General features: G+C 60.9%; 22 protein-coding genes and 1 pseudogene. 11 read left to right on the top strand and 12 right to left on the bottom strand.

Features of this window, described 5'->3' with window-relative positions:
• Positions 1-37 precede the first annotated feature (37 nt).
• On the top strand, positions 38-328 hold the full coding sequence (locus tag B9N88_RS31705; RefSeq protein WP_027608032.1) for a DUF2782 domain-containing protein: 291 nt from the start codon (positions 38-40) through the stop codon (positions 326-328).
• A 56-nt stretch (positions 329-384) separates the two neighbouring features.
• Entirely contained in the window at positions 385-1,338 is a 954-nt protein-coding gene (locus B9N88_RS31710) for a homoserine kinase (protein ID WP_027608033.1), read from the top strand.
• A gap of 60 nt (positions 1,339-1,398) precedes the next feature.
• Here the strand turns inward: B9N88_RS31710 and B9N88_RS31715 are convergent, their stop codons facing one another.
• Complete coding sequence (locus B9N88_RS31715; RefSeq protein WP_043293815.1) at positions 1,399-2,328, bottom strand: zinc ABC transporter substrate-binding protein; 930 nt, start codon at positions 2,326-2,328, stop codon at positions 1,399-1,401.
• A gap of 58 nt (positions 2,329-2,386) precedes the next feature.
• Here B9N88_RS31715 and zur point away from each other — a divergent pair, with 58 nt between their 5' ends.
• From zur to B9N88_RS31735, 4 genes are read left to right on the top strand one after another with little or no spacing between them, the layout of a single operon-like run.
• Positions 2,387-2,869 (top strand): zinc uptake transcriptional repressor Zur, encoded by a 483-nt coding sequence (zur, locus tag B9N88_RS31720; RefSeq protein WP_026136513.1) that lies wholly within the window; start codon positions 2,387-2,389, stop codon positions 2,867-2,869.
• Positions 2,869-3,654: a zinc ABC transporter ATP-binding protein ZnuC gene (gene znuC / locus B9N88_RS31725; RefSeq protein WP_027608035.1), complete on the top strand. Its 786-nt coding sequence runs from the start codon at positions 2,869-2,871 to the stop codon at positions 3,652-3,654. Before zur ends, znuC begins: the two co-directional genes overlap by 1 nt.
• Positions 3,647-4,435, top strand: coding sequence for a zinc ABC transporter permease subunit ZnuB (gene znuB / locus B9N88_RS31730; RefSeq protein WP_027608036.1), 789 nt, complete (start codon positions 3,647-3,649; stop codon positions 4,433-4,435). The genes znuC and znuB overlap by 8 nt, the downstream gene beginning before the upstream one ends.
• A 37-nt stretch (positions 4,436-4,472) precedes the next feature.
• Positions 4,473-5,192 (top strand): PA5502 family lipoprotein, encoded by a 720-nt coding sequence (locus tag B9N88_RS31735; RefSeq protein WP_027608037.1) that lies wholly within the window; start codon positions 4,473-4,475, stop codon positions 5,190-5,192.
• A gap of 81 nt (positions 5,193-5,273) precedes the next feature.
• On the opposite strand, the gene katE is transcribed toward B9N88_RS31735, so the two are convergent.
• Positions 5,274-7,415 (bottom strand): catalase HPII, encoded by a 2,142-nt coding sequence (gene katE, locus B9N88_RS31740; protein WP_027608038.1) that lies wholly within the window; start codon positions 7,413-7,415, stop codon positions 5,274-5,276.
• Between the two features lie 265 nt (positions 7,416-7,680).
• On the opposite strand from katE, the gene B9N88_RS31745 reads away from it, so the two are divergent.
• From B9N88_RS31745 to B9N88_RS31755, 3 genes are read left to right on the top strand one after another with little or no spacing between them, the layout of a single operon-like run.
• A complete protein-coding gene (locus tag B9N88_RS31745) occupies positions 7,681-8,688 on the top strand; it encodes a methionine ABC transporter ATP-binding protein (RefSeq protein WP_027608039.1) in 1,008 nt (335 codons plus the stop codon).
• Positions 8,688-9,362 carry a methionine ABC transporter permease gene (locus B9N88_RS31750; RefSeq protein ID WP_027608040.1) on the top strand — a complete coding sequence of 225 codons (675 nt, stop codon included), beginning with the start codon at positions 8,688-8,690 and terminating at the stop codon, positions 9,360-9,362. The genes B9N88_RS31745 and B9N88_RS31750 overlap by 1 nt, the downstream gene beginning before the upstream one ends.
• A gap of 51 nt (positions 9,363-9,413) precedes the next feature.
• The gene (locus B9N88_RS31755) at positions 9,414-10,187 is read left to right on the top strand and encodes a MetQ/NlpA family ABC transporter substrate-binding protein (protein ID WP_027608041.1); all 774 of its coding nucleotides are present in this window, start codon (positions 9,414-9,416) and stop codon (positions 10,185-10,187) included.
• Positions 10,188-10,330: 143 nt separating this feature from the next.
• Here B9N88_RS31755 and B9N88_RS31760 read toward each other — a convergent pair whose 3' ends face one another.
• The 5 genes from B9N88_RS31760 to B9N88_RS31780 are packed head-to-tail and all read right to left on the bottom strand — an operon-like array spanning position 10,331 to position 14,254.
• Positions 10,331-10,966 (bottom strand): SCO family protein, encoded by a 636-nt coding sequence (locus tag B9N88_RS31760; RefSeq protein WP_027608042.1) that lies wholly within the window; start codon positions 10,964-10,966, stop codon positions 10,331-10,333.
• Positions 10,963-11,862, bottom strand: coding sequence for a heme o synthase (gene cyoE, locus B9N88_RS31765; RefSeq protein WP_027608043.1), 900 nt, complete (start codon positions 11,860-11,862; stop codon positions 10,963-10,965). The genes B9N88_RS31760 and cyoE overlap by 4 nt, the downstream gene beginning before the upstream one ends.
• A complete protein-coding gene (locus B9N88_RS31770; RefSeq protein ID WP_027608044.1) occupies positions 11,850-12,929 on the bottom strand; it encodes a COX15/CtaA family protein in 1,080 nt (359 codons plus the stop codon). The genes cyoE and B9N88_RS31770 overlap by 13 nt, the downstream gene beginning before the upstream one ends.
• A gap of 10 nt (positions 12,930-12,939) precedes the next feature.
• Positions 12,940-13,524 carry a hypothetical protein gene (locus B9N88_RS31775; protein ID WP_027608045.1) on the bottom strand — a complete coding sequence of 195 codons (585 nt, stop codon included), beginning with the start codon at positions 13,522-13,524 and terminating at the stop codon, positions 12,940-12,942.
• Positions 13,490-14,254: an SURF1 family protein gene (locus tag B9N88_RS31780; RefSeq protein WP_027608046.1), complete on the bottom strand. Its 765-nt coding sequence runs from the start codon at positions 14,252-14,254 to the stop codon at positions 13,490-13,492. Before B9N88_RS31780 ends, B9N88_RS31775 begins: the two co-directional genes overlap by 35 nt.
• 45 nt (positions 14,255-14,299) lie before the next feature.
• Here B9N88_RS31780 and B9N88_RS31785 point away from each other — a divergent pair, with 45 nt between their 5' ends.
• A complete protein-coding gene (locus B9N88_RS31785) occupies positions 14,300-14,503 on the top strand; it encodes a twin transmembrane helix small protein (RefSeq protein ID WP_016978774.1) in 204 nt (67 codons plus the stop codon).
• Between the two features lie 6 nt (positions 14,504-14,509).
• Here the strand turns inward: B9N88_RS31785 and B9N88_RS31790 are convergent, their stop codons facing one another.
• From B9N88_RS31790 to coxB, 4 genes are read right to left on the bottom strand one after another with little or no spacing between them, the layout of a single operon-like run.
• Positions 14,510-15,397 carry a cytochrome c oxidase subunit 3 gene (locus B9N88_RS31790; RefSeq protein ID WP_027608047.1) on the bottom strand — a complete coding sequence of 296 codons (888 nt, stop codon included), beginning with the start codon at positions 15,395-15,397 and terminating at the stop codon, positions 14,510-14,512.
• Positions 15,398-15,432: 35 nt separating this feature from the next.
• Complete coding sequence (locus B9N88_RS31795) at positions 15,433-15,984, bottom strand: cytochrome c oxidase assembly protein (protein WP_027608048.1); 552 nt, start codon at positions 15,982-15,984, stop codon at positions 15,433-15,435.
• A 21-nt stretch (positions 15,985-16,005) separates the two neighbouring features.
• Positions 16,006-17,595 (bottom strand): cytochrome c oxidase subunit I, encoded by a 1,590-nt coding sequence (gene ctaD, locus B9N88_RS31800; protein WP_024072609.1) that lies wholly within the window; start codon positions 17,593-17,595, stop codon positions 16,006-16,008.
• Between the two features lie 58 nt (positions 17,596-17,653).
• Complete coding sequence (gene coxB / locus B9N88_RS31805; protein WP_027608049.1) at positions 17,654-18,781, bottom strand: cytochrome c oxidase subunit II; 1,128 nt, start codon at positions 18,779-18,781, stop codon at positions 17,654-17,656.
• 367 nt (positions 18,782-19,148) lie between these two features.
• Here coxB and B9N88_RS31810 point away from each other — a divergent pair, with 367 nt between their 5' ends.
• Complete coding sequence (locus B9N88_RS31810) at positions 19,149-19,796, top strand: hypothetical protein (protein WP_027608050.1); 648 nt, start codon at positions 19,149-19,151, stop codon at positions 19,794-19,796.
• Positions 19,797-19,874: 78 nt separating this feature from the next.
• Here B9N88_RS31810 and B9N88_RS32765 read toward each other — a convergent pair.
• Positions 19,875-20,083: pseudogene (locus tag B9N88_RS32765) on the bottom strand (IS481 family transposase); the annotation flags it as partial.

Here is a 20,083-nt window from a genome sequence, read left to right on the forward strand (position 1 = left end):
ATAGCCGGACCAATGAAAACAAAGGGACAAGGTTATCATGCGTACATTCAATCGCCTGCTGTTGACCGGCCTGATTGCACTCGCTCCGATGGCTGCCATGGCGGCAGACGGCGCGCCTTCGGGTGATCCGGAAGTGACCATTCGCACGGAAGGCGACCGGACCATCCAGGAGTACCGTCAAAACGGTTTCCTGTATGCAATCAAGGTGACCGTAAAAGGCGCACCGCCGTATTTCCTGGTACGCGCGGACGGAACCGACGCGAACTTCATCCGCTCTGACCAGCCGGATATGCTGATCCCGTCATGGAAGATCTTCGAATGGAAATGATTTCTTAACTTCAATTGGCGCCGCGCACCGCGGCGCCCGTACTGGCAGTTTTAACCATGTCTGTGTTCACCCCCCTGGCTCGGCCCGAGCTGGAAACCTTTCTCGCCCCCTACGGGCTCGGCCGCCTGCTTGACTTCCAGGGGATTGCCGCTGGTAGCGAAAACACCAATTTCTTTATCAGCCTGGAACAGGGCGAGTACGTCCTGACCCTGGTTGAGCGCGGCCCCGTGCAGGAAATGCCGTTCTTCATCGAACTGCTCGACGTGCTCCACGACGCCGACCTGCCGGTGCCCTACGCTCTGCGCACCACCGATGGCGTGGCCCTGCGCGAATTGGCCGGCAAACCGGCACTGCTGCAACCGCGCCTGGCCGGCAAGCACATCAAGGAGGCCAACCCACAGCATTGCGCCCAGGTCGGCGACCTGCTCGGCCATCTGCACTTGGCGACGCAGGGCGAGAAGGTGCTGGAGCGCAAGACCGATCGCGGGCTGGATTGGATGCTCAGCGAAGGTGCGCAGCTGATTTCGCACCTGGACGATGCGCAGCAAAGCCTGCTGCAAGCAGCATTGACTGAAATCGAGGCCCATAAGGCCGAGATCCTCGCCCTGCCACGCGCCAACGTGCACGCCGACCTGTTCCGTGACAACGCGATGTTCGAGGGCACGCACCTGACGGGTCTGATCGACTTCTACAATGCCTGCTCGGGCCCGATGCTGTACGACGTGGCGATCGCCCTGAATGACTGGTGTTCGGACGCCGATGGCGTGATTGATGGCCCGCGCGCCCGTGCGCTGCTGGGTGCCTACGCGGGCCTGCGGCCGTTCACGGCCAAGGAGGCCGAGCTATGGCCGACCATGCTGCGGGTGGCGTGCGTGCGGTTCTGGCTGTCGCGCCTGATCGCCGCTGAATCGTTTGCCGGGCAGGATGTGTTGATCCACGATCCCGCCGAGTTCGAGCATCGGTTGACGCAGCGTCAGCAGGTCAGCGTCCACCTGCCATTCGCGCTCTAAGGACCAACCCGGTCAAAATGTGGGAGCAAGCCCCCTCCCACATTTGATCTGCGCTGCGGCTTATAACGACTCCAGGCAACCTGCCAAGTCATTCCCCAATTTCTCCAGCACCTGCTCATAACCCTGGGCCGTGGCCGGGGTGTAGCCGCCCAGCGCATCCAATTCCGCCAGCTTCACCGGCAAACCTGCCACCAGGGTTTCGGCCAAACGCGGACGCAACGGCGGCTCACTGAACACACAGGTCTTGCCCACTTCCTGCAAACGCGTACGCATCGCCGCCACATGCTGGGCGCCAGGCTGCACTTCGGCAGCAACGCTGAACACGCCGGTGTGCTTGAGTCCGTAGGCGTCTTCGAAGTAATCAAAGGCTTCGTGGAACACGAAGTAAGGTTTGTCACCGATGCTCGCCAGGCGTTTTTTCAGGCGCGCATCCAGTGCATCAAGGCGCTCGTCGAAAGCCTTGGCATTACTCTGATAACGCGCGGCGTTCACGGGGTCGGCTGCGCTGAGGTCAGCGGCCATACGCGCTGCGATCACCCGAGCGTTCACCGTGGACAGCCACAGGTGCGCATCCAGGCTCCCCGGGCGGTGATCATGGTCATGTTCGTCGGCATCGTCGGCGTGGGAATGGCTATCTTCGGCGAACCGACGCAATTTCAGCCCGGGCAGGTCTTGAACCGCTACGGTCGGTGCGGTACGCCCCTTGAGCACGCGAGGCAGGAAGCCCTCCATGTCCGGCCCGATCCAATACAGCAGATCGACCGACTGCACACGCCGTACGTCGGATGGGCGCAAGGCGAAGTTATGGGGCGATGCACCCGGCGGCAGCAACACCTCCGGAACCGCCACACCGTCCTGCACGGCAGCGGCAATCAACTGCAATGGCTTGATGCTCGTGAGCACCTTGACCTCGGCCTGAGCGGCGCCAGCGAGGAACAAACTGGTGACAAATACGACAAAAACGGGAAAAAGTCGGGACACGATGACCACTCAATGACGTAGGAACGGGTAACATAATAACGTCTCTATCAAATATCTGTCGCCGCTCATGCCTAAAACACCGCTTGCCAGCCGTCCACACGACCACTCTCACTGCGTGCATACCGCGCTGTCGGAGGCCGACACCCTGTGCGCACAGAAAGGCTTGCGCCTGACCGCCCTGCGTCGCCGGGTGCTGGAACTCGTCTGGCAGAGCCATAAGCCCCTGGGTGCCTACGACATCCTGGGCGTGCTCAGCGAGCAGGACGGCCGCCGCGCCGCGCCGCCGACCGTGTACCGCGCGCTGGATTTCCTGCTGGAAAACGGCCTGGTGCACCGCATTGCCTCGCTCAACGCTTTTGTCGGCTGCAACCACCCGGAACACGCGCATCAGGGCCAGTTCCTGATCTGCCGCGAGTGCCACGCCGCCATCGAGCTTGAACAAAAGAGCATCAGCGACGCCATCATCAAGAGCTCCGCCGACGTAGGCTTCCGGGTCGAAGGGCAGACGGTCGAAGTGGTCGGCCTGTGCTCGGGCTGCCAGGGGGCTTGATGAGCAATGCGTTAATTCGCCTGGAGCAGGTCGGCGTCACGTTTGCCGGGCAAAACGTGCTGGACAACATCGCGTTGAGCGTCGAGCCGGGGCAGATCGTCACCCTGATCGGCCCCAATGGCGCCGGCAAGACCACCCTGGTGCGCGCCGTACTCGGCCTGCTCAAGCCCGACACCGGCAGCGTGTGGCGCAAGCCCAGGCTGCGCGTGGGCTACATGCCGCAAAAGCTGCACGTTGATCCAACCTTGCCCTTGTCCGTACTGCGGTTTTTGCGCCTGGTGCCCGGCGTGGACCGCGCCCGCGCGCAGGCCGCCCTCAAGGAAGTCGGTGCCGAGCAGGTCATCGACAGCCCGGTGCAAAGCATCTCCGGCGGCGAAATGCAGCGTGTGCTGCTGGCCCGTGCCCTGTTGCGCGAGCCCGAGTTGCTGGTGCTGGATGAACCCGTGCAGGGCGTCGACGTCGCCGGCCAGGCCGAGCTGTACAGCCTGATTACCCGCCTGCGCGACCGCCATGGCTGCGGCGTGCTGATGGTCTCCCATGACTTGCACTTGGTGATGAGCACCACCGACCAGGTGGTATGCCTCAACCGCCACGTGTGCTGCTCCGGCCACCCGGAACAAGTCAGCAACGACCCGGCGTTCGTGGAACTGTTCGGCAAGAACGCACAGAGCCTGGCGATCTATCACCACCATCACGACCATGCCCATGACCTGCATGGCGCTGTCGTAGACGATCCCGCGACGCCCCACACCCACGTTCATGGAGATAGCTGCAAGCATGGCTGATTTTCTGCTTTACGCCCTGCTGGCAGGCTTGGCTCTGGCGCTGGTGGCGGGCCCACTGGGCTCGTTCGTGGTCTGGCGGCGCATGGCGTACTTTGGCGACACCTTGTCCCACGCCGCGCTGCTGGGCGTGGCCATGGGCTTCCTGCTGGATGTGAGCCCGACCATCGCCGTGACCGTGGGCTGCCTGCTGCTGGCGGTGCTGCTGGTGACCCTGCAACAGCGCCAGCCACTGGCCTCGGACACCCTGCTGGGCATCCTGGCGCCAAGCACGCTGTCCCTGGGCCTGGTGGTGCTGAGCTTTATGCATGAAGTGCGCATCGACCTGATGGCCTATCTGTTCGGCGACCTGCTGGCGATCAGCCCCACCGATCTTGCCTGGATTCTCGGCGGCAGCGCCGCCGTATTGGTGCTATTGGTCGCCCTGTGGCGCCCACTGCTGGCCATCACGGTGCATGAAGAACTGGCCAGGGTCGAAGGTTTGCCCGTACCAGCGTTGCGCATGGCCCTGATGCTGCTGATTGCCGTGGTGATCGCTGTCGCGATGAAGATTGTCGGCGTATTGTTGATCACGTCGCTGTTGATCATTCCCGCCGCCGCCGCCCAGCGCCACGCCCGCTCACCGGAGCAGATGGCGATCGGTGCCAGCCTGTTGGGGATGCTGGCAGTGTGCGGGGGCCTGGCGTTGTCATGGTTCAAGGACACGCCTGCCGGACCGTCGATTGTAGTCACGGCGGCCGCCCTGTTTCTGCTGAGTTTTGTCCTGCCCCGTCGAGGGGTGTAGACTTGCTCGCTTTTTGCGCAAATAGAGAGTCGCAGGAATGAAGCTGTTCACCTCCCGTTATCTGCTCCTTGCCGCGTTTTCCCTGCTGCTGGGCGCCTGTCAAAGCACACCGCCCGCCGCCCCAGAGGCCCCGGATCCGCGTGCTGCGGCCATCGCGCAGCTGGAGCAAAACCTGGCCAGCAGTGAGCTGGCCACCGCCGAAGACCAACTGGCCGCACTGCAGGCCCAGTCGCCCAATGACCCGACGCTGGAACCCTACCAACGGCAATTGGCCGAGGCTTACCTGCAGCGCAGCCAGATCGTGCTGCAAAAAGGCGATGTAAACGCCGCCGCCACCGCCCTGAGCCGTGCCCGCGCGCTGATGCCCAAGGCGCCGGCGCTGACCGGTGGCGTCAACAGCGCCATCACCCACGCCCGTAAAGTCGAGCTGGATAAAGCCGAAGAGGCCCTCAAGGCCGCCGAAGCCAAGCCCGCTGCCAAGGTCATCGACCCGGCCGCGCCAAGCACCACCGTGGCGCTGAACCTCACTGATATTGAAGCGCTGCGCCATCAGCTGGATGCGATTGCCACCGATGTGGTGAATTACCAGTGTGATGTGACGATCCAGGCGCCACGCACCCAGGATTACCCGTGGCTGGCCACGTTGCTGACCAAACGGGTGAAGCGTATTGATTCAGGGTATGACCTGAAGATTCACCGGCAGATTCTGAAACATATTCCGGCGCAGGTTGTGCTGACTCCGCGCAAGGCGGAATAACGCATCGGGGGCAAGCCCCTCTCACATTTGAATTGTGAGAGGGGCTTGCCCCCGATAGCGATCCAACAAGCAACCAATAAATTAAGCCGGAATCGCCTTAGCCTTCGGCTCACGATCCCAAACCCGATGCTGTGCAATCGCGGCAAAAAACGCCTTGAACGCCTTAGCATCCGACCCCACGATCAACCCCGCATCCGTCTCCAGCTTCAGCAGATCCAGCAGTGGCTTCGCGTCACTGGCAACCGCAATCGCCTTCAGGTGTTTGTAGGCTTCCAGAACGTAATGCAGCGCCACACCATCACCGCTCAGTGCTTTCACCGACTCTTTTCCGCCCGGGATAAACACGGCGTCAAACGCAATCGACGGCATGCCTTCCATCGACGCATCCACCGGCAGGCTCTTGCCATCGGCCGTCTTCACCGGCGCCGAGGTCGGCCCCAGCAACTTGGCATGGGCACCTTCTGCCGCCAGGGCTTTTTTCAGCGCATCGATAGCCGCGCCATCCACACCGTCAGCCGCGAGAATCGCGACTTTGCGCGTCTTGATATCGCCGGACAGCAGGTTCACCTGGCTCAATGCCGGCGACTCTTTCAGCGAAGACTCACGCGGCGCTACCGTGCCTTTGGTCGGCGCCGGCAGACCAAGGTTCTGTGCCACGCGCTTGGCCAGTTCCAGATCGATATTGGCCAGAATCTCGTTGACCTGCCGCGCGCGGATAAACTCACGCTCCACCTTGCCCAACTCGAAGCTGTAGGCCGCGATAATGTGCTCTTTCTCATGGTGGCTCATGCTGTGGAAAAACAGCGCGGCCTGGGAGAAGTGGTCGCCAAATGACTCACTGCGCTCACGTACCTTATTGGCATCGACGCGCTCGTAATAGGTTTCGAAACCGCCATCCTGGGCAGCCGGTGGCGTTTCTTTCGGCCAGCCGCCATCGATCGAGTTCGGCTCGTAAGCAGCACGGCCCTTGTCGATCACGGTGCGATGCTGGGCGTCGCGCTGGCCGTTGTGGAAAGGTACTACCGGCCGGTTGATCGGCAGCTCATGGAAGTTCGGCCCACCGAGACGGCTGATCTGCGTATCCGTGTAGGAAAACAGACGACCTTGCAGCAACGGGTCGTTGGTGAAGTCGATACCCGGCACGATGTGGCCCGGGCAAAACGCGACCTGCTCGACTTCGGCAAAGAAGTTATCCGGGTTGCGGTTCAGCACCATCTTGCCCAGCGGTGTGATCGGCACCAGTTCCTCGGGGATGATCTTGGTCGGATCGAGCAGGTCAAAGTCGAACTTATGCTCGTCTTCTTCCGCAACGATCTGCACACCCAACTCCCACTCAGGGTAGTCGCCGCTTTCAATCGCCTCCCACAGGTCACGACGGTGGTAATCGGTATCTTTACCGGCAAGCTTTTGCGCTTCGTCCCACACCAGGGAGCAGGTGCCGACCTTCGGGTGCCAGTGGAACTTCACAAAGCTCGACTTACCTTCGGTATTGATCAAGCGGAAGGTGTGGATGCCAAACCCCTGCATGGCACGCAGGCTTTTTGGAATGGCACGGTCAGACATCGCCCAGATCACCATGTGCGCCGACTCCGGCTGCAACGAAACAAAATCCCAGAATGTATCGTGGGCCGAGCCGCCGGTAGGAATTTCGTTGTGCGGCTCAGGTTTTACCGCATGCACAAAGTCGGGAAACTTGATCGCATCCTGAATGAAAAACACCGGCATGTTGTTGCCGACCAGGTCGAAGTTGCCCTCGTCGGTGAAGAACTTCACCGCAAAACCGCGCACGTCACGCACCGTATCGCCCGAACCACGCGGGCCCTGCACGGTGGAGAAACGCACGAACACCGGGGTTTTATGCTCGGGGTTACGCAGGAAACCTGCCTTGCTCAGCGCGGAATGGTTTTCATAGGTCTGGAAATAGCCATGGGCGCCGGTGCCCCGGGCATGCACGATGCGCTCGGGGATACGCTCATGGTCAAAGTGCGTGATTTTTTCACGCATGATGAAGTCTTCCAGCAGCGAGGGGCCGCGGGCACCGACTTTCAAGGTGTTCTGGTTGTCGGAGATCTTCACGCCTTGGTTGGTACGCAGGGCCTGGCCGGTCGCATCGGAACGGAATTCCTCCAGAGCCTGCAGCTTGGCGTTGGTGTTGCCACGGTCCAGGGTGTCGGTGCCTGCAAGTTCACTCTTCGACGGGGTGGCTGGCTTCTTGGTACTCATCAGTCAAAACTCCTTATTCAAAGTGGCCAGAGCGGTCCCCGGCTCGTTTGAGCAAAACCCCAGGCACGGCACCTGGGAAATCGAGTTGCTTAAGTAGTGACTGACACGGTTTTCTGCCGTTCCTTTTTTATGACCTTTGATCGCGTTATTGCCAAATCACTGGTTGAATGCGAAATAAATGCTAAGAAACGCTATACGGACAGGCTAAAATGCGCGCCCGGCTAACCGCTGATCCCTTTTCAATGCGCCCCACAAGGTTCGCTACGTGATCGAGTTTCAAAACGTCCATAAAACCTACCGCGTCGCCGGTAAGGATATTCCCGCGCTGTACCCCACCAGCCTGCGCGTCGAAAACGGCCAGGTGTTTGGCCTGATCGGCCACTCGGGTGCAGGTAAAAGCACGCTGCTGCGCCTGATCAACCGCCTGGAAGAACCCAGTGGCGGCCAGATCACGGTGGACGGCGAAGAAGTCACCGCCCTGGACGCCAACGGCCTGCGCCGTTTCCGCCAGCAGGTCGGGATGATCTTCCAGCACTTCAACCTGCTGGCGTCCAAGACCGTTGCCGACAACGTGGCCCTGCCACTGACCCTGGCCGGCGAATTGTCGCGCAAGGACATCGACCAACGCGTCGCCGAGCTACTCGCCCGCGTCGGCCTGTCGGACCACGCCAGGAAGTACCCGGCGCAGTTGTCCGGTGGCCAGAAGCAACGCGTCGGCATTGCCCGCGCCCTGGCGACCAAGCCGAAAATCCTGTTGTGCGACGAGGCCACCAGCGCCCTCGACCCGCAAACCACCGCCTCGGTCCTGCAACTGCTGGCCGAGATCAATCGCGAGTTGAAACTGACCATCGTGCTGATCACCCATGAAATGGATGTGATCCGCCGCGTATGCGACCAAGTCGCCGTGATGGATGCCGGCGTGATCGTCGAGCAAGGCTCGGTGGCCGACGTGTTCCTGCACCCCAAGCACCCGACCACCAAGCGCTTCGTGCAGGAAGCCGAGCAGGTCGATGAAGGCGAGCAGCGCGATGACTTCGCCCATGTACCGGGTCGCATCGTACGGCTGACGTTCCAGGGCGAAGCGACCTACGCGCCACTGCTGGGCACCGTCGCCCGGGAAACGGGGGTGGACTACAGCATCCTCGCCGGCCGCATCGACCGCATCAAAGACATCCCCTACGGGCAACTGACCCTTGCGGTCACCGGCGGTGACATGGAAGCGGCCTTTGCCCGCTTTACCGCCGCAGACGTCCACATGGAGGTGCTGCGCTGATGGACGTTTTCTTGAGTTTCTTCGCCAATATCGACTGGTCCGAAATCTGGCTCGCCACCGGCGACACCATGATCATGCTGTTCGGTTCGCTGTTCTTCACCGTGGTATTGGGCCTGCCTTTGGGCGTGCTGCTGTTCCTGACCAGCCCACGCCAGCTGTTCGAGCAAAAAGGCCTGTACGCGCTGCTGTCGCTGATCGTGAACATCCTGCGCTCGCTGCCGTTCATCATCCTGCTGATCGTGATGATCCCGTTCACTGTGCTGATCACCGGTACCTCCCTGGGCGTAGCGGGGGCGATCCCGCCGCTGGTCGTAGGGGCCACGCCATTCTTCGCGCGCCTGGTGGAAACCGCCTTGCGTGAAGTGGACCGCGGCATCATCGAGGCCACCCAGTCCATGGGCGCCAGCACCCGCCAGATCATCATCAACGCGCTGCTGCCCGAAGCACGCCCCGGCGTCTTCGCGGCGATAACGGTGACGGCGATTACCCTCGTGTCCTACACGGCCATGGCCGGTGTTGTCGGCGCCGGCGGCCTGGGTGACCTGGCGATCCGGTTCGGTTACCAGCGCTTCCAGACCGACGTGATGGTGGTCACCGTGGTAATGCTGTTGATCCTGGTGCAAATTCTGCAAACCGTCGGCGACAAGCTGGTGGTGCACTTTTCTCGAAAATAACGGCCATTGCCGGTCAAAAGCCGGCACATGCCCGAACAAGGAGCTTGTTGGATGAAAAAACTACTGGTTGCTTTCGCCGCCGTTGCCGCGTTTTCCGCCCACGCCGCCGAGACCCTGAAAGTCGCTGCCTCGCCGGTGCCCCACGCGGAAATCCTGGAATTCGTGAAGCCTGCCCTCGCCAAAGAAGGCGTGGACCTGCAAGTCAAAGTCTTCACCGATTACGTACAGCCCAACGTCCAGGTAGCGGAAAAGCGCCTGGATGCGAACTTCTTCCAGCACCAGCCATACCTGGATGAATTCAACAAAGCCAAAGGCACTCACCTGGTGAGCGTCGGCGCTGTGCACCTGGAGCCTCTTGGCGCTTACTCCAGCAAGTACAAAAAACTGGAAGACCTGCCTGACGGCGCCAACGTGGTGATCCCGAACGACGCCACCAACGGTGGCCGCGCGCTGTTGCTACTGGCCAAGCACAACCTGATCACCCTGAAGGACCCGACCAATATCCTGTCGACCATCAAGGACATCACCGCAAACCCGAAAAACCTGAAATTCCGCGAACTGGAAGCCGCCACCCTGCCGCGCGTGCTGACCCAGGTCGACCTGGCGCTGATCAACACCAACTATGCGCTGGAAGCCAAGCTGGACCCGTCCAAGGACGCCCTGGTGATCGAAGGCAATGACTCGCCTTACGTGAACATCCTCGTGAGCCGCGAAGACAACCAGGATTCGGACGCGATGAAAAAGCTGATTGCAGCCCTGCACACCCCTGAGGTGAAGCAATTCATCCAAGAGAAGTACAAAGGCGCGATCCTGCCGGCGTTCTGATCCGACTCGGTCTCCAACACGCTGGAGATCAAAAAATGTGGGAGGGGGCTTGCCCCCGATTGCGGAGTATCAGTCGCTGCATGAGCTGACTGATCTGCCGCCATCGGGGCAAGCCCCCTCCCACATGTGTTGTGCATTGCCTGTTACTTGCGCTGCAACAGCCCCGGCAGTTGCGCCACCAGCTTCTGGTTGTTCAACGGCGCACGGATAAAGCCGCGCTGGGTACCATCCGGACCGATCAGCGCGAGGTTGCCGCTGTGGTCGACGGTGTAGTTGGGCTTGTTGGTGTCTGCCGGGATGAACGGGATGCTCACGGCATTCGAAACCTTCTGCACATCCTCTACGTTCGCACCGGTGAGGCCTTGGAATTGCGGGTCGAAGTAGCCCAGGTACTGCTTGAGCTGGGTCGGGGTGTCGCGGTTCGGGTCGACGCTGACCAGGATTACCTGCAACTTATCCACAGCCTCCTTAGGCAACTCGCTCTTGATCTGGCGCAGTTGGGCGAGGGTGGTCGGGCAGATGTCGGGGCAGAAGGTGTAGCCGAAGAACAGCAGGCTCCACTTGCCTTTCAACTCGTTGACCAGCACCGGCTGGCCTTCCTGGTTGGTCATGCTCACCGACGGCAGCTGGCGGCTTTGCGGCAGCAGGATGATACCGGCATCAATCAATGCCGTAGGGTCGCCCTGGCCCTTGCCCGAGAGCACTTTGTTAACGGTCAGGCCCATGATCAACGCGACGATGGCCACCAGGATAAAGACGGTTTTTTGAGTTCGAGTCATAGGTTCAACAGTAAGTAGTGGTCTACGAGCAGGGCGATAAACAGCAGGAACAGGTACCAGATAGAGTACTTGAAGGTGTTGATCGCCGCGTGCGGCTGAGCGCCACGGTACAGCACCCAGGCCCATTGCAGAAAGCGTCCGCCCAAAACCAGCGCACAGGCCAGGTAGAGCGGGCCGCTCATGTGGATCACATAGGGCATCAGGCTCACCGCCAACAGGGCGAAGGTATAGAGCAGGATATGCACCTTGGTGTAGTGCTCGCCGTGAGTGACAGGCAGCATCGGGATATCGGCCTTGGCGTATTCCTCCTTGCGGTGAATGGCCAGGGCCCAGAAGTGCGGCGGCGTCCAGGCGAAGATGATCAGCACCAGCAACAAGGGCTCGGCGCTGACATGGCCGGTAACGGCGACCCAACCCAACAGCGGTGGCGCGGCACCGGCCAGGCCTCCGATAACAATATTTTGTGGCGTCGCCCGCTTGAGAAAACCGGTGTAGACCACCGCGTAACCGAGCAGCGAAGCCAGCGTCAGCCATGCCGCCAGAGGGTTGGTAAACGCCAGCAACAAGGCCAATCCTGCAACGGCTAGAAACAAAGCAAAGGCCAGCGCCGCCACCGGCGACACACGTCCCTCCGCCAACGGCCGCTTATGGGTGCGAGCCATCACTGCATCAATCCGTCGGTCCACCACATGGTTCACCGCCGCCGCACCACCGGCACACAGGGCTATTCCCAGGTTGCCGAAAATCAGTACCGCCCACGGCACACCGGCGCGGGTCGCGAGGAACATGCCGACCAGGGAGGTGATGAGCATCAGCACCACCACTTTCGGCTTGGTCAGCTCCAGGTAATCGCGCCAGATCGCCTGGCTGTGGCGCGCGCCGATCAAGGTCGCCATGGCATCTCTCCTTTAAGGGTGATGAGGCCCGATACGTGTTTGCGCGGGCTGAAGCGCCAGCCGAACGGCAACTGGTGACGCACCCGGACCAGACTGGTGCGGGCGTGGTAATTGACCAGCACCAGGGTCAATAACAGCGCCGCACCGCCGGCGTTATGGCCGACCGCAACCGGCAGTGGCAGGTGGAAATACACGTTGCTCAGGCCCAGGCTGATTTGTACCGCCAGGGCAATCAACAGCAGGCCCGCGAGCCGCGTCATACCCACCGCACGCAGCTGCCAGGCCAGCCCCGCAAGCACCAGGGTGACCAGCACCGCACCGATGCGGTGGGTCAGGTGGATAGCGGTGCGCGCGTCGCTGTCGAGTTGGCCGCCAAGGTAATTGGGGCCGATGTGCTGGGTCAGGTGAAAGCCGTTGGCGAAGTCCGCCGCAGGCCACCACTGGCCGTGGCAGGTGGGCAAATCGATACAGGCCACCGCCGCGTAGTTGGAACTGACCCAGCCGCCCAAGGCGATCTGGCCGATCACCAGCACCAGGCCGGCCGTGGCCCAATATTGCAGGCGCCTGGGCACGATCAACGCGGGCAACACCCCAGACAAGCGCAGGGTCAGCAGAAACAGCAGGCTCAAGGTCGCAAAGCCGCCCAACAAATGCCCCGTCACCACCTGGGGCCACAGCTTCAAGGTCACCGTCCACATGCCAAACGCGGCCTGGGCGAACACCACCATCAACAGAAACAACGGCAGTTTCACTGGCTGGCCCGGATCACGCCGATGGCTCCACGAACGCGCCGCCAACAGCACAATCAACAGGCCCAGGGTGCCGGCGAAATAGCGATGGGTCATCTCCGCCCAGCCCTTTTCAGCCTCCACGGGCGTATCGGGAAAATGCAATTCGGCATGGGCCAGCTGGGCCTCGCTTTGCGGCACGCTGATAAACCCGTAGCAGCCCGGCCAGTCCGGGCAACCGAGGCCGGCGTGGGTCAGGCGGGTGTAGGCGCCAAGCAGCACGACGATCAACGCCAGCAGAGTGGCAAACAACGCGAGGCGAAATCCAGGTTTGGCCATGACGATGCCCTTATCCGATGTTCGACAGTTTCAACAGGTGGCGCAGGTCATTGAGCAAGTCCTTGCCCTTGACCTTGGCGTCGTAGCGCAGCACCAGGTTGCCGTGGGGGTCGACGATCCACAGTTGCGCAGCGCCCGGTGCGGCGGCGTTTTTGGTGAAGGTCGAGAGGTCCAGTGAGTAGCGCTGCAATTGCGGGTATTCGGCCTTGAGCTTGGTGTCATAGTCGGCAGCGACCGGTTGCGCACTGGCCAAGGCATGGCTGGCGCGTGAAGCGTCGCGCCCCAGGCCGATCTGCAACTGGCGCGCGAGGTACACCAGTTGCTGGCAATCGGCGGCGCAGGCGGCAGGCGCGGTGACCAGCAACTGCCAGCGCTGTTCATCGGCCTGCACGCCAATATCGGCGCGGGTCTGACCGTTACCGATCATTTCTCCGTGGTAGCTGCGACTGTCCGGCACCCAGAACTGCAGTTTGTACATGAAGGTGGCCAGCACCATCGGACCGATCACCATCAGCAGGATCAGCATCAGCTGCCAGCGGCCTTTGCGCCGATCAGGCACCTCAGACATGTTGAGTGGATTCGTGGCCGTTCCCATGGGGCTTCTCCTTCGTGGTGTGCCATCCGAGGTAGAGGTAAAGAGCCAGTAGCGCCAGGGACATGGCGAACCACTGCACCGCGTAGGCCAGGTGTTTTTCCGGCCCCATCGCAACGATGGGCCAGGTGGTTTCGTACGTGCCGGGGCCGGCTTCGGTACGCAGTTCATAGGCAAAACCGTTGCGGCCCAGCTCAGCCCACAGCGCGGCGGGGTGCAGCGCGGTCAACAGGCGCGGCCATTGCGCAGTGGCAGGGTCCGCATGCAGCTGGAAGGTTTCGCCGGGCGCGACATACACCCAGGCGTCGAGATTCAAAGGCTGAGCCGGAGTAGTGAAGACGGGCGGGGTGCGCCGATCCGGCCACGGCAACCAGCCCCGATTAAGCAATAGCCACAGGCCGCTGGCCTGGTCATGAAAAGGTTGCAACAGCTCGACACCCGCCCTGCCGTCGCGCATGCGGTTATCCAGCAATACGCTGTGCTCGGCATCGAATTGCCCGCGCAGATGCACGCGGCGAAAGGCCGGGTCCGCCATATCCCCGAGTTGCGCACTGCTGATCGGCTCAGCGGCGCGGCGTTCGGCATAGCTGTCCACCAGCAACTGCTTCTCATGGCCGCGCGACAGCTGCCAGACGCCCAAGCCCACCATCAAAGGCAGCAGAATCACCACCACCACGGTCGGTGCGATACCTGGACGAAAGCGTTTCATGGCGCTGGCTATACTTGTTTTCATTGCCCGCCCATCCCCTTGATGCCCACCAACGCCAGGAACCAGACCATGCTCAAAGCAGCCATTGCCCTGATGCTGATCGCGACCGTCGTGAGCCTGTTCAGTGGCCTGTTCTTCCTGGTCAAGGACGAGGGCAACTCCAACCGCCTCGTCACGGCCTTGACCGTGCGTGTGGTACTGGCCGTGATCACCGTGGCGTTGATCGCCTGGGGATTTTTCAGCGGCCAGCTGGTATCTCATGCGCCCTGGTAAGTCGCCTCACAGCACGTAGACGAAGAAAAACAGCCCGATCCACACCACATCCACGAAGTGCCAATACCAACTGGCCGCCTCGAAACCGAACTGATGCTCGGCATTGAAATGCCCGCGCAGGATGCGCATAAGCATCACAAACAAAATGATGGTGCCGATGGTCACGTGGGCACCGTGGAAGCCCGTGAGCATAAAGAACGTCGCGCCGTATACCCCCGAACCCAAGGTCAGGCCCAGTTCTTTATAGGCATGGATGTATTCCTCGGCCTGGAACCCGAGGAATGCCAGGCCCAGCAAGACGGTGATCGCCAGCCAGATCTTCAGCGCGCCGCGATGCCCCTTGCGCAAGGCGTGGTGGGCAATGGTGATGGTCACGCTGGAACTCACCAGCAGGATGGTGTTGACCAACGGCAAGCCCCACGGGCTGATGGTGCCCTCCGGCGCGGGATAAAGTTTCGGGTCCGGGTTGTTGAGCAACGGCCAGGCAAACTCGAAGTTCGGCCACAGCATGTGCGCAATGCCTTTGGGGCCTTCGCCGGCCAACGCGGGGCCGGACAAGTGGCGCACGTAGAACAGCGCACCGAAGAACGCGATAAAGAACATCACCTCGGAAAAAATGAACCAGGTCATGCCCCAGCGAAACGAGCGGTCCATCTGGGCGCTGTACAAACCGGCGCGGCTTTCCTTGATCACCGCTCCGAACCAGCCAAACAGCATGTAGGCCAACAACAGCCCTCCGACGAAAAAGATCCACGGCCCGTGGGATTCCGGGCGTGCCGCCTTCAGGTCGTTGAACCACACGGCCAGGCCATACACGGTGACCAGCATGCCAATCGTGGCAATTATCGGCCATTTGCTTTGCGCTGGTACGTAGTACGTATCATGAGTCGACATGTATTCGCTCTCCTGATTGAGCGGGCAAACAGTAGCTAGCCGCCGGTACGAACAGCCACGGGCGGTTGGCGCGCAGTGATATCAAACAGCGTGTACGCCAGGGTCAAATGCTTCACATCCTTGGGCATGTCACGGTCGACAATAAAACGCACCGGCATCTCGATGCGCTGGCCCGGCTGCAGCACTTGCTGGGTGAAGCAAAAGCATTCGGTCTTGTGGAAATACATCGCCGCTTCGGCGGGGGAAATGCTCGGCACCGCCTGGGCGGTCATCGGCTTGTCAGTAGGGTTGTAGGCCACGAACAGCATCTCGGTGACGGCACCGGGGTTGACCACCACCTCATCAGCCTTGGAGTGAAACTCCCAGACCATGTCGATGGCATTGGTGGACAGGAACTGCACCCGTACCTGGCGCGTGAGGTCGACGACCTGCTCGCCTTCGTACTGCCCGGCCGTCTTGCCGTTGATGCCGAATGCCTTGCACATCACGTCGTAGATCGGCACCAGGGCAAAGCCGAAGGCGAACATCGCCACCACCAGGATCAGCAGGCGGGCAACCAGGCGCTTGAGAGGCACGGAGTCAGCCATGACCACCTCCGCTTACCCTGTTCATTTGACCTCCGGTGGCGTGGTGAAGGTGTGGTACGGCGCGGGCGAGGGCACGCTCCACTCCAGGCCTTCGGCGCCATCCCACGGCTTGGCCGGCGCGGGCGGGCCGCCACGGATGCACTTGATCACGATAAACAGGAAGAAGATCTGCGTGGCGCCAAACATGAACGCGCCAATCGACGAGACCATATTGAAGTCGGCGAACTGCAGGTTGTAGTCCGGTACCCGGCGCGGCATGCCGGCCAGCCCCACGAAGTGCATCGGGAAGAACGCCATGTTCATGCCCACGAAAGACAGCCAGAAATGCAGCTTGCCCAGGGTTTCGTCGTACATGTGGCCGGTCCATTTCGGCAGCCAGTAGTAGGCCGAGGCGAAGATGCCGAAGATCGCACCGGGCACCAGTACGTAATGGAAGTGCGCCACCACAAAGTAGGTGTCGTGGTACTGGAAGTCCGCCGGGGCAATCGCCAGCATCAATCCGGAGAAGCCGCCGATGGTGAACAGGATCACGAAGGCCACGGCAAACAGCATCGGCGTCTCGAAGGTCAGCGAGCCTTGCCACATGGTACTGACCCAGTTGAACACCTTCACGCCGGTGGGCACCGCAATCAGCAACGTGGCGTACATGAAGAACAACTCGCCGACCAACGGAATGCCCACCACGAACATATGGTGCGCCCACACGATAAACGAGAGGAACGCGATGCTCGCCGTGGCGTAGACCATCGACGTGTAGCCGAACAATGGCTTGCGCGAGAAGGTCGGGATAATCGAACTGACGGCGCCAAACGCCGGCAGGATCATGATGTACACCTCGGGGTGGCCGAAGAACCAGAACACATGCTGGAACAGCACCGGATCACCGCCACCGGCCGCACTGAAGAAGCTGGTACCGAAGTGGATGTCCATCAGCATCATGGTCACGCAGCCGGCCAGCACCGGCATCACCGCGATCAGCAGGAATGCGGTGATCAGCCAGGTCCAGACGAACAGCGGCATCTTCATCAAGGTCATGCCGGGTGCACGCAGGTTGAGGATGGTGGCAACCACGTTGATCGCACCCATGATCGAGCTGATGCCCATCAAGTGGATGGCGAAGATGAAGAACGTCACGCTTTCCGGCGCGTAGGTGGTGGAGAGCGGGGCGTAGAACGTCCAGCCGAAGTTCGGCCCGCCACCGGGCGTGAACAGGGTCGAGACCAGCAGCAGGAACGCCGCCGGCAGCAGCCAGAAGCTGAAGTTGTTCATGCGCGGCAAGGCCATGTCCGGCGCGCCGATCATCAGCGGAATCATCCAGTTGGCCAGGCCGACAAACGCCGGCATTACCGCACCGAACACCATGATCAGGCCGTGCATGGTGGTCATCTGGTTGAAAAACGCCGGCTCGACGATCTGCAGGCCAGGCTGGAACAGCTCGGCACGGATCACCATGGCGAACGAGCCGCCGAGCAGGAACATGGTGAACGCGAACCACAGGTACATCGTGCCGATGTCCTTATGGTTGGTGGTCAGCACCCAGCGCATCAAACCCTTGGCGGGGCCGTGGGCATGGTCACCGGCGTGGCCATGGTCATCGATCACAGCGCTCATGGCCGTTCTCCTGCAAGCGAGTGGGCGGGGCGGTTCGGGGCATACGCAATGAATGAAGTCATTTGCTTTCCGCCTGCTTGATGGCCAGCACGTCTTTAGGCATGACCATGTCGCCTTTGTTGTTACCCCAGGCGTTGCGCTCGTAGGTCACCACGGCGGCGATATCCACTTCCGAGAGCTGCTTGCCGAAAGCCGCCATCGCCGTACCGGCCTTGCCGTGATAGACAAGATTCAGGTGGGCTTCCTTAGGCCCGGTGGCAATCTTCGAACCCTTGAGCGCCGGGAACATCGGTGGCAGGCCCTGGCCTTCGGCCTGGTGACAGGCCACGCAGGTGGTGTGGTAGACCTTGTCGCCACGGGCCACCAGCTCTTCCAGCGTCCACTCCTTGGAGGTCAGCTCCTTGAGCTTGGCGGCCTCTGCCTTGCGCTCGCCGAGCCAGGTGTCGTAGTCGGCCTTGGACTTGACCTCGACCACGATGGGCATGAAACCGTGGTCCTTGCCGCACAGTTCGGCGCACTGGCCACGGTAGATGCCGGGCTTCTCGACGCGGGTCCAGGCCTCGTTGACGAACCCCGGGATGGCGTCACGCTTGACCGCAAAGGCCGGCACCCACCAGGAGTGGATCACGTCGGCGGCGGTCACCAGGAAGCGCACCTTGGCGCCCACCGGCAGCACCAGCGGCTGGTCGACTTCCAGCAGGTAATGTTCGCCCTTGGTGGCCTGGTTATGGATCTGCTCGGCGGGCGTGGCCAGGTTGCTGAAGAACTCCACGTCCTGGCCCAGGTATTTGTAGTGCCACTTCCACTGATAGCCGGTGACCTGGATATCGATATCCGACTCGGTACTGTCGTAGATATTGATCAAGGTCTTGGTCGCCGGAATGGCCATCGCGACCAGGATCAGCAAGGGCACCACGGTCCAGAGGATTTCCACGGTGGTGCTTTCGTGGAATTTGGCCGCGACCTGGCCCGTAGAGCGGCGATGAAGGATCATCGACCAGAACATCGCGCCAAAAACGACAATGCCGATCACTACACAGATCCAGAAAATGGTCATGTGCAGGTCGAACACAGCGTGACTGACTTCAGTTGCCCCTGGCGCCATATTCGTTGTCCAGGCGGCGTGCGCCTGGCCGAATACCGACCACAACAGGAGGCCCATCCAAACATGTGGATGTCGCGTCATTGCGGGTTCCCCTTATCGTTCTTGTTATCCCGCCGGTTTGCACCTGCGTCGAAGGGAGCGGCTTCCATACTGCTTACAACCGCTTAGCCTTACCTGCTTATGCAGTCTGGCGTCATCAGCTAATCGCGTACAAACCCGAGTATAGACACGCTCTGCAACCCCGCAATGTGTAGGGGCAAATGAGCAAAAATGAGTGGCCAGGCCTAATAAAACCGGGTGCGGAATCGTTTATCCGACCAACGATGGCAATTCGATATAACGCCTGTGCATAACCATGAAATAATTATGACAAATGCGTCTTAGGCGCTCGTATAAACGAGCTACCTTATGCTGTCCCTATTCCTACGCCTGCTTCACTGGAGCCTTCATGAACACCGCCGCATTGCGCGAGCAGATTTCCCGTGCCCATCAACACGAATCCAGCACTGGCCAGTTGGCCAAGCAGCTGGAAGAGCAATTGCCGCACCTGCATTCGGCCATTTCCCTGGCTGATGGCGATCGCAACATTGTCATGACCCGCTTCGTCACGGCCTACATCGATCTGGTACCGGACCTGCTGGACGCCGCCAACGACGTGGCCCGCGAGGCCGGTATCGAAAGCCAGATCAAGCCAGTGCTGAAAATCGCCGAGCATTTCTTCCTGCAGCCCCCCGCCATCCTGGCCGGCCATGAAGGGCTCGACGGTCTGCTGGACGAGGCTTACCTGGCCCATCGCCTGGTGGAAGAGGTCAACGATTTGTACATCAAACACTTTGGCCAGCCACTGATTCCGGCAGATACCACCGTGGCCAACGTGATTGCCCATCAGTTGATCGGCGAAGCATTCGCCAACCAGCTGGATGAAGCCGTTCATCATGCGGTGGATGAAATGCTCAACGAAGACAGCTTTGCACTGGAGTCTGTCGAAGCATATCGCGAACAGCTGAAAAGCCCGGCAACGGAAGCCGCGTGGAAGCGCTGGCCGTGCCTGTCCCGCCAGCTGGGGGTTGAATTGGCACTGGACCAGCCAGCTTAAATCCTGAATTACACAGAGAACGAATGTGGGAGGTGTAGAACCGTAGACATCGTTTACATCTGAAACCGGGGACATCGTTTACACATTTGAGGCCTGGACGCGGGTCATACCTCGTCCAAGCCTCCCCAAGGGATAATCACACAGGTACAAATCCCAAGCATCATCTTCAGCTTCTTTGAGCCCTATCCTTTCCCCGGACAGCGCCTCGCTGATAAATACCAACTTGCCGTTCCACTTGATCGATCCGTCCTGCCTGACGCTTCGAACTTTCATTTCTGCCGGATATT

The organism is Pseudomonas sp. LAMO17WK12:I1 (assembly GCF_900177315.1).
Taxonomy (GTDB): Bacteria; Pseudomonadota; Gammaproteobacteria; order Pseudomonadales; family Pseudomonadaceae; genus Aquipseudomonas; species Aquipseudomonas marginalis.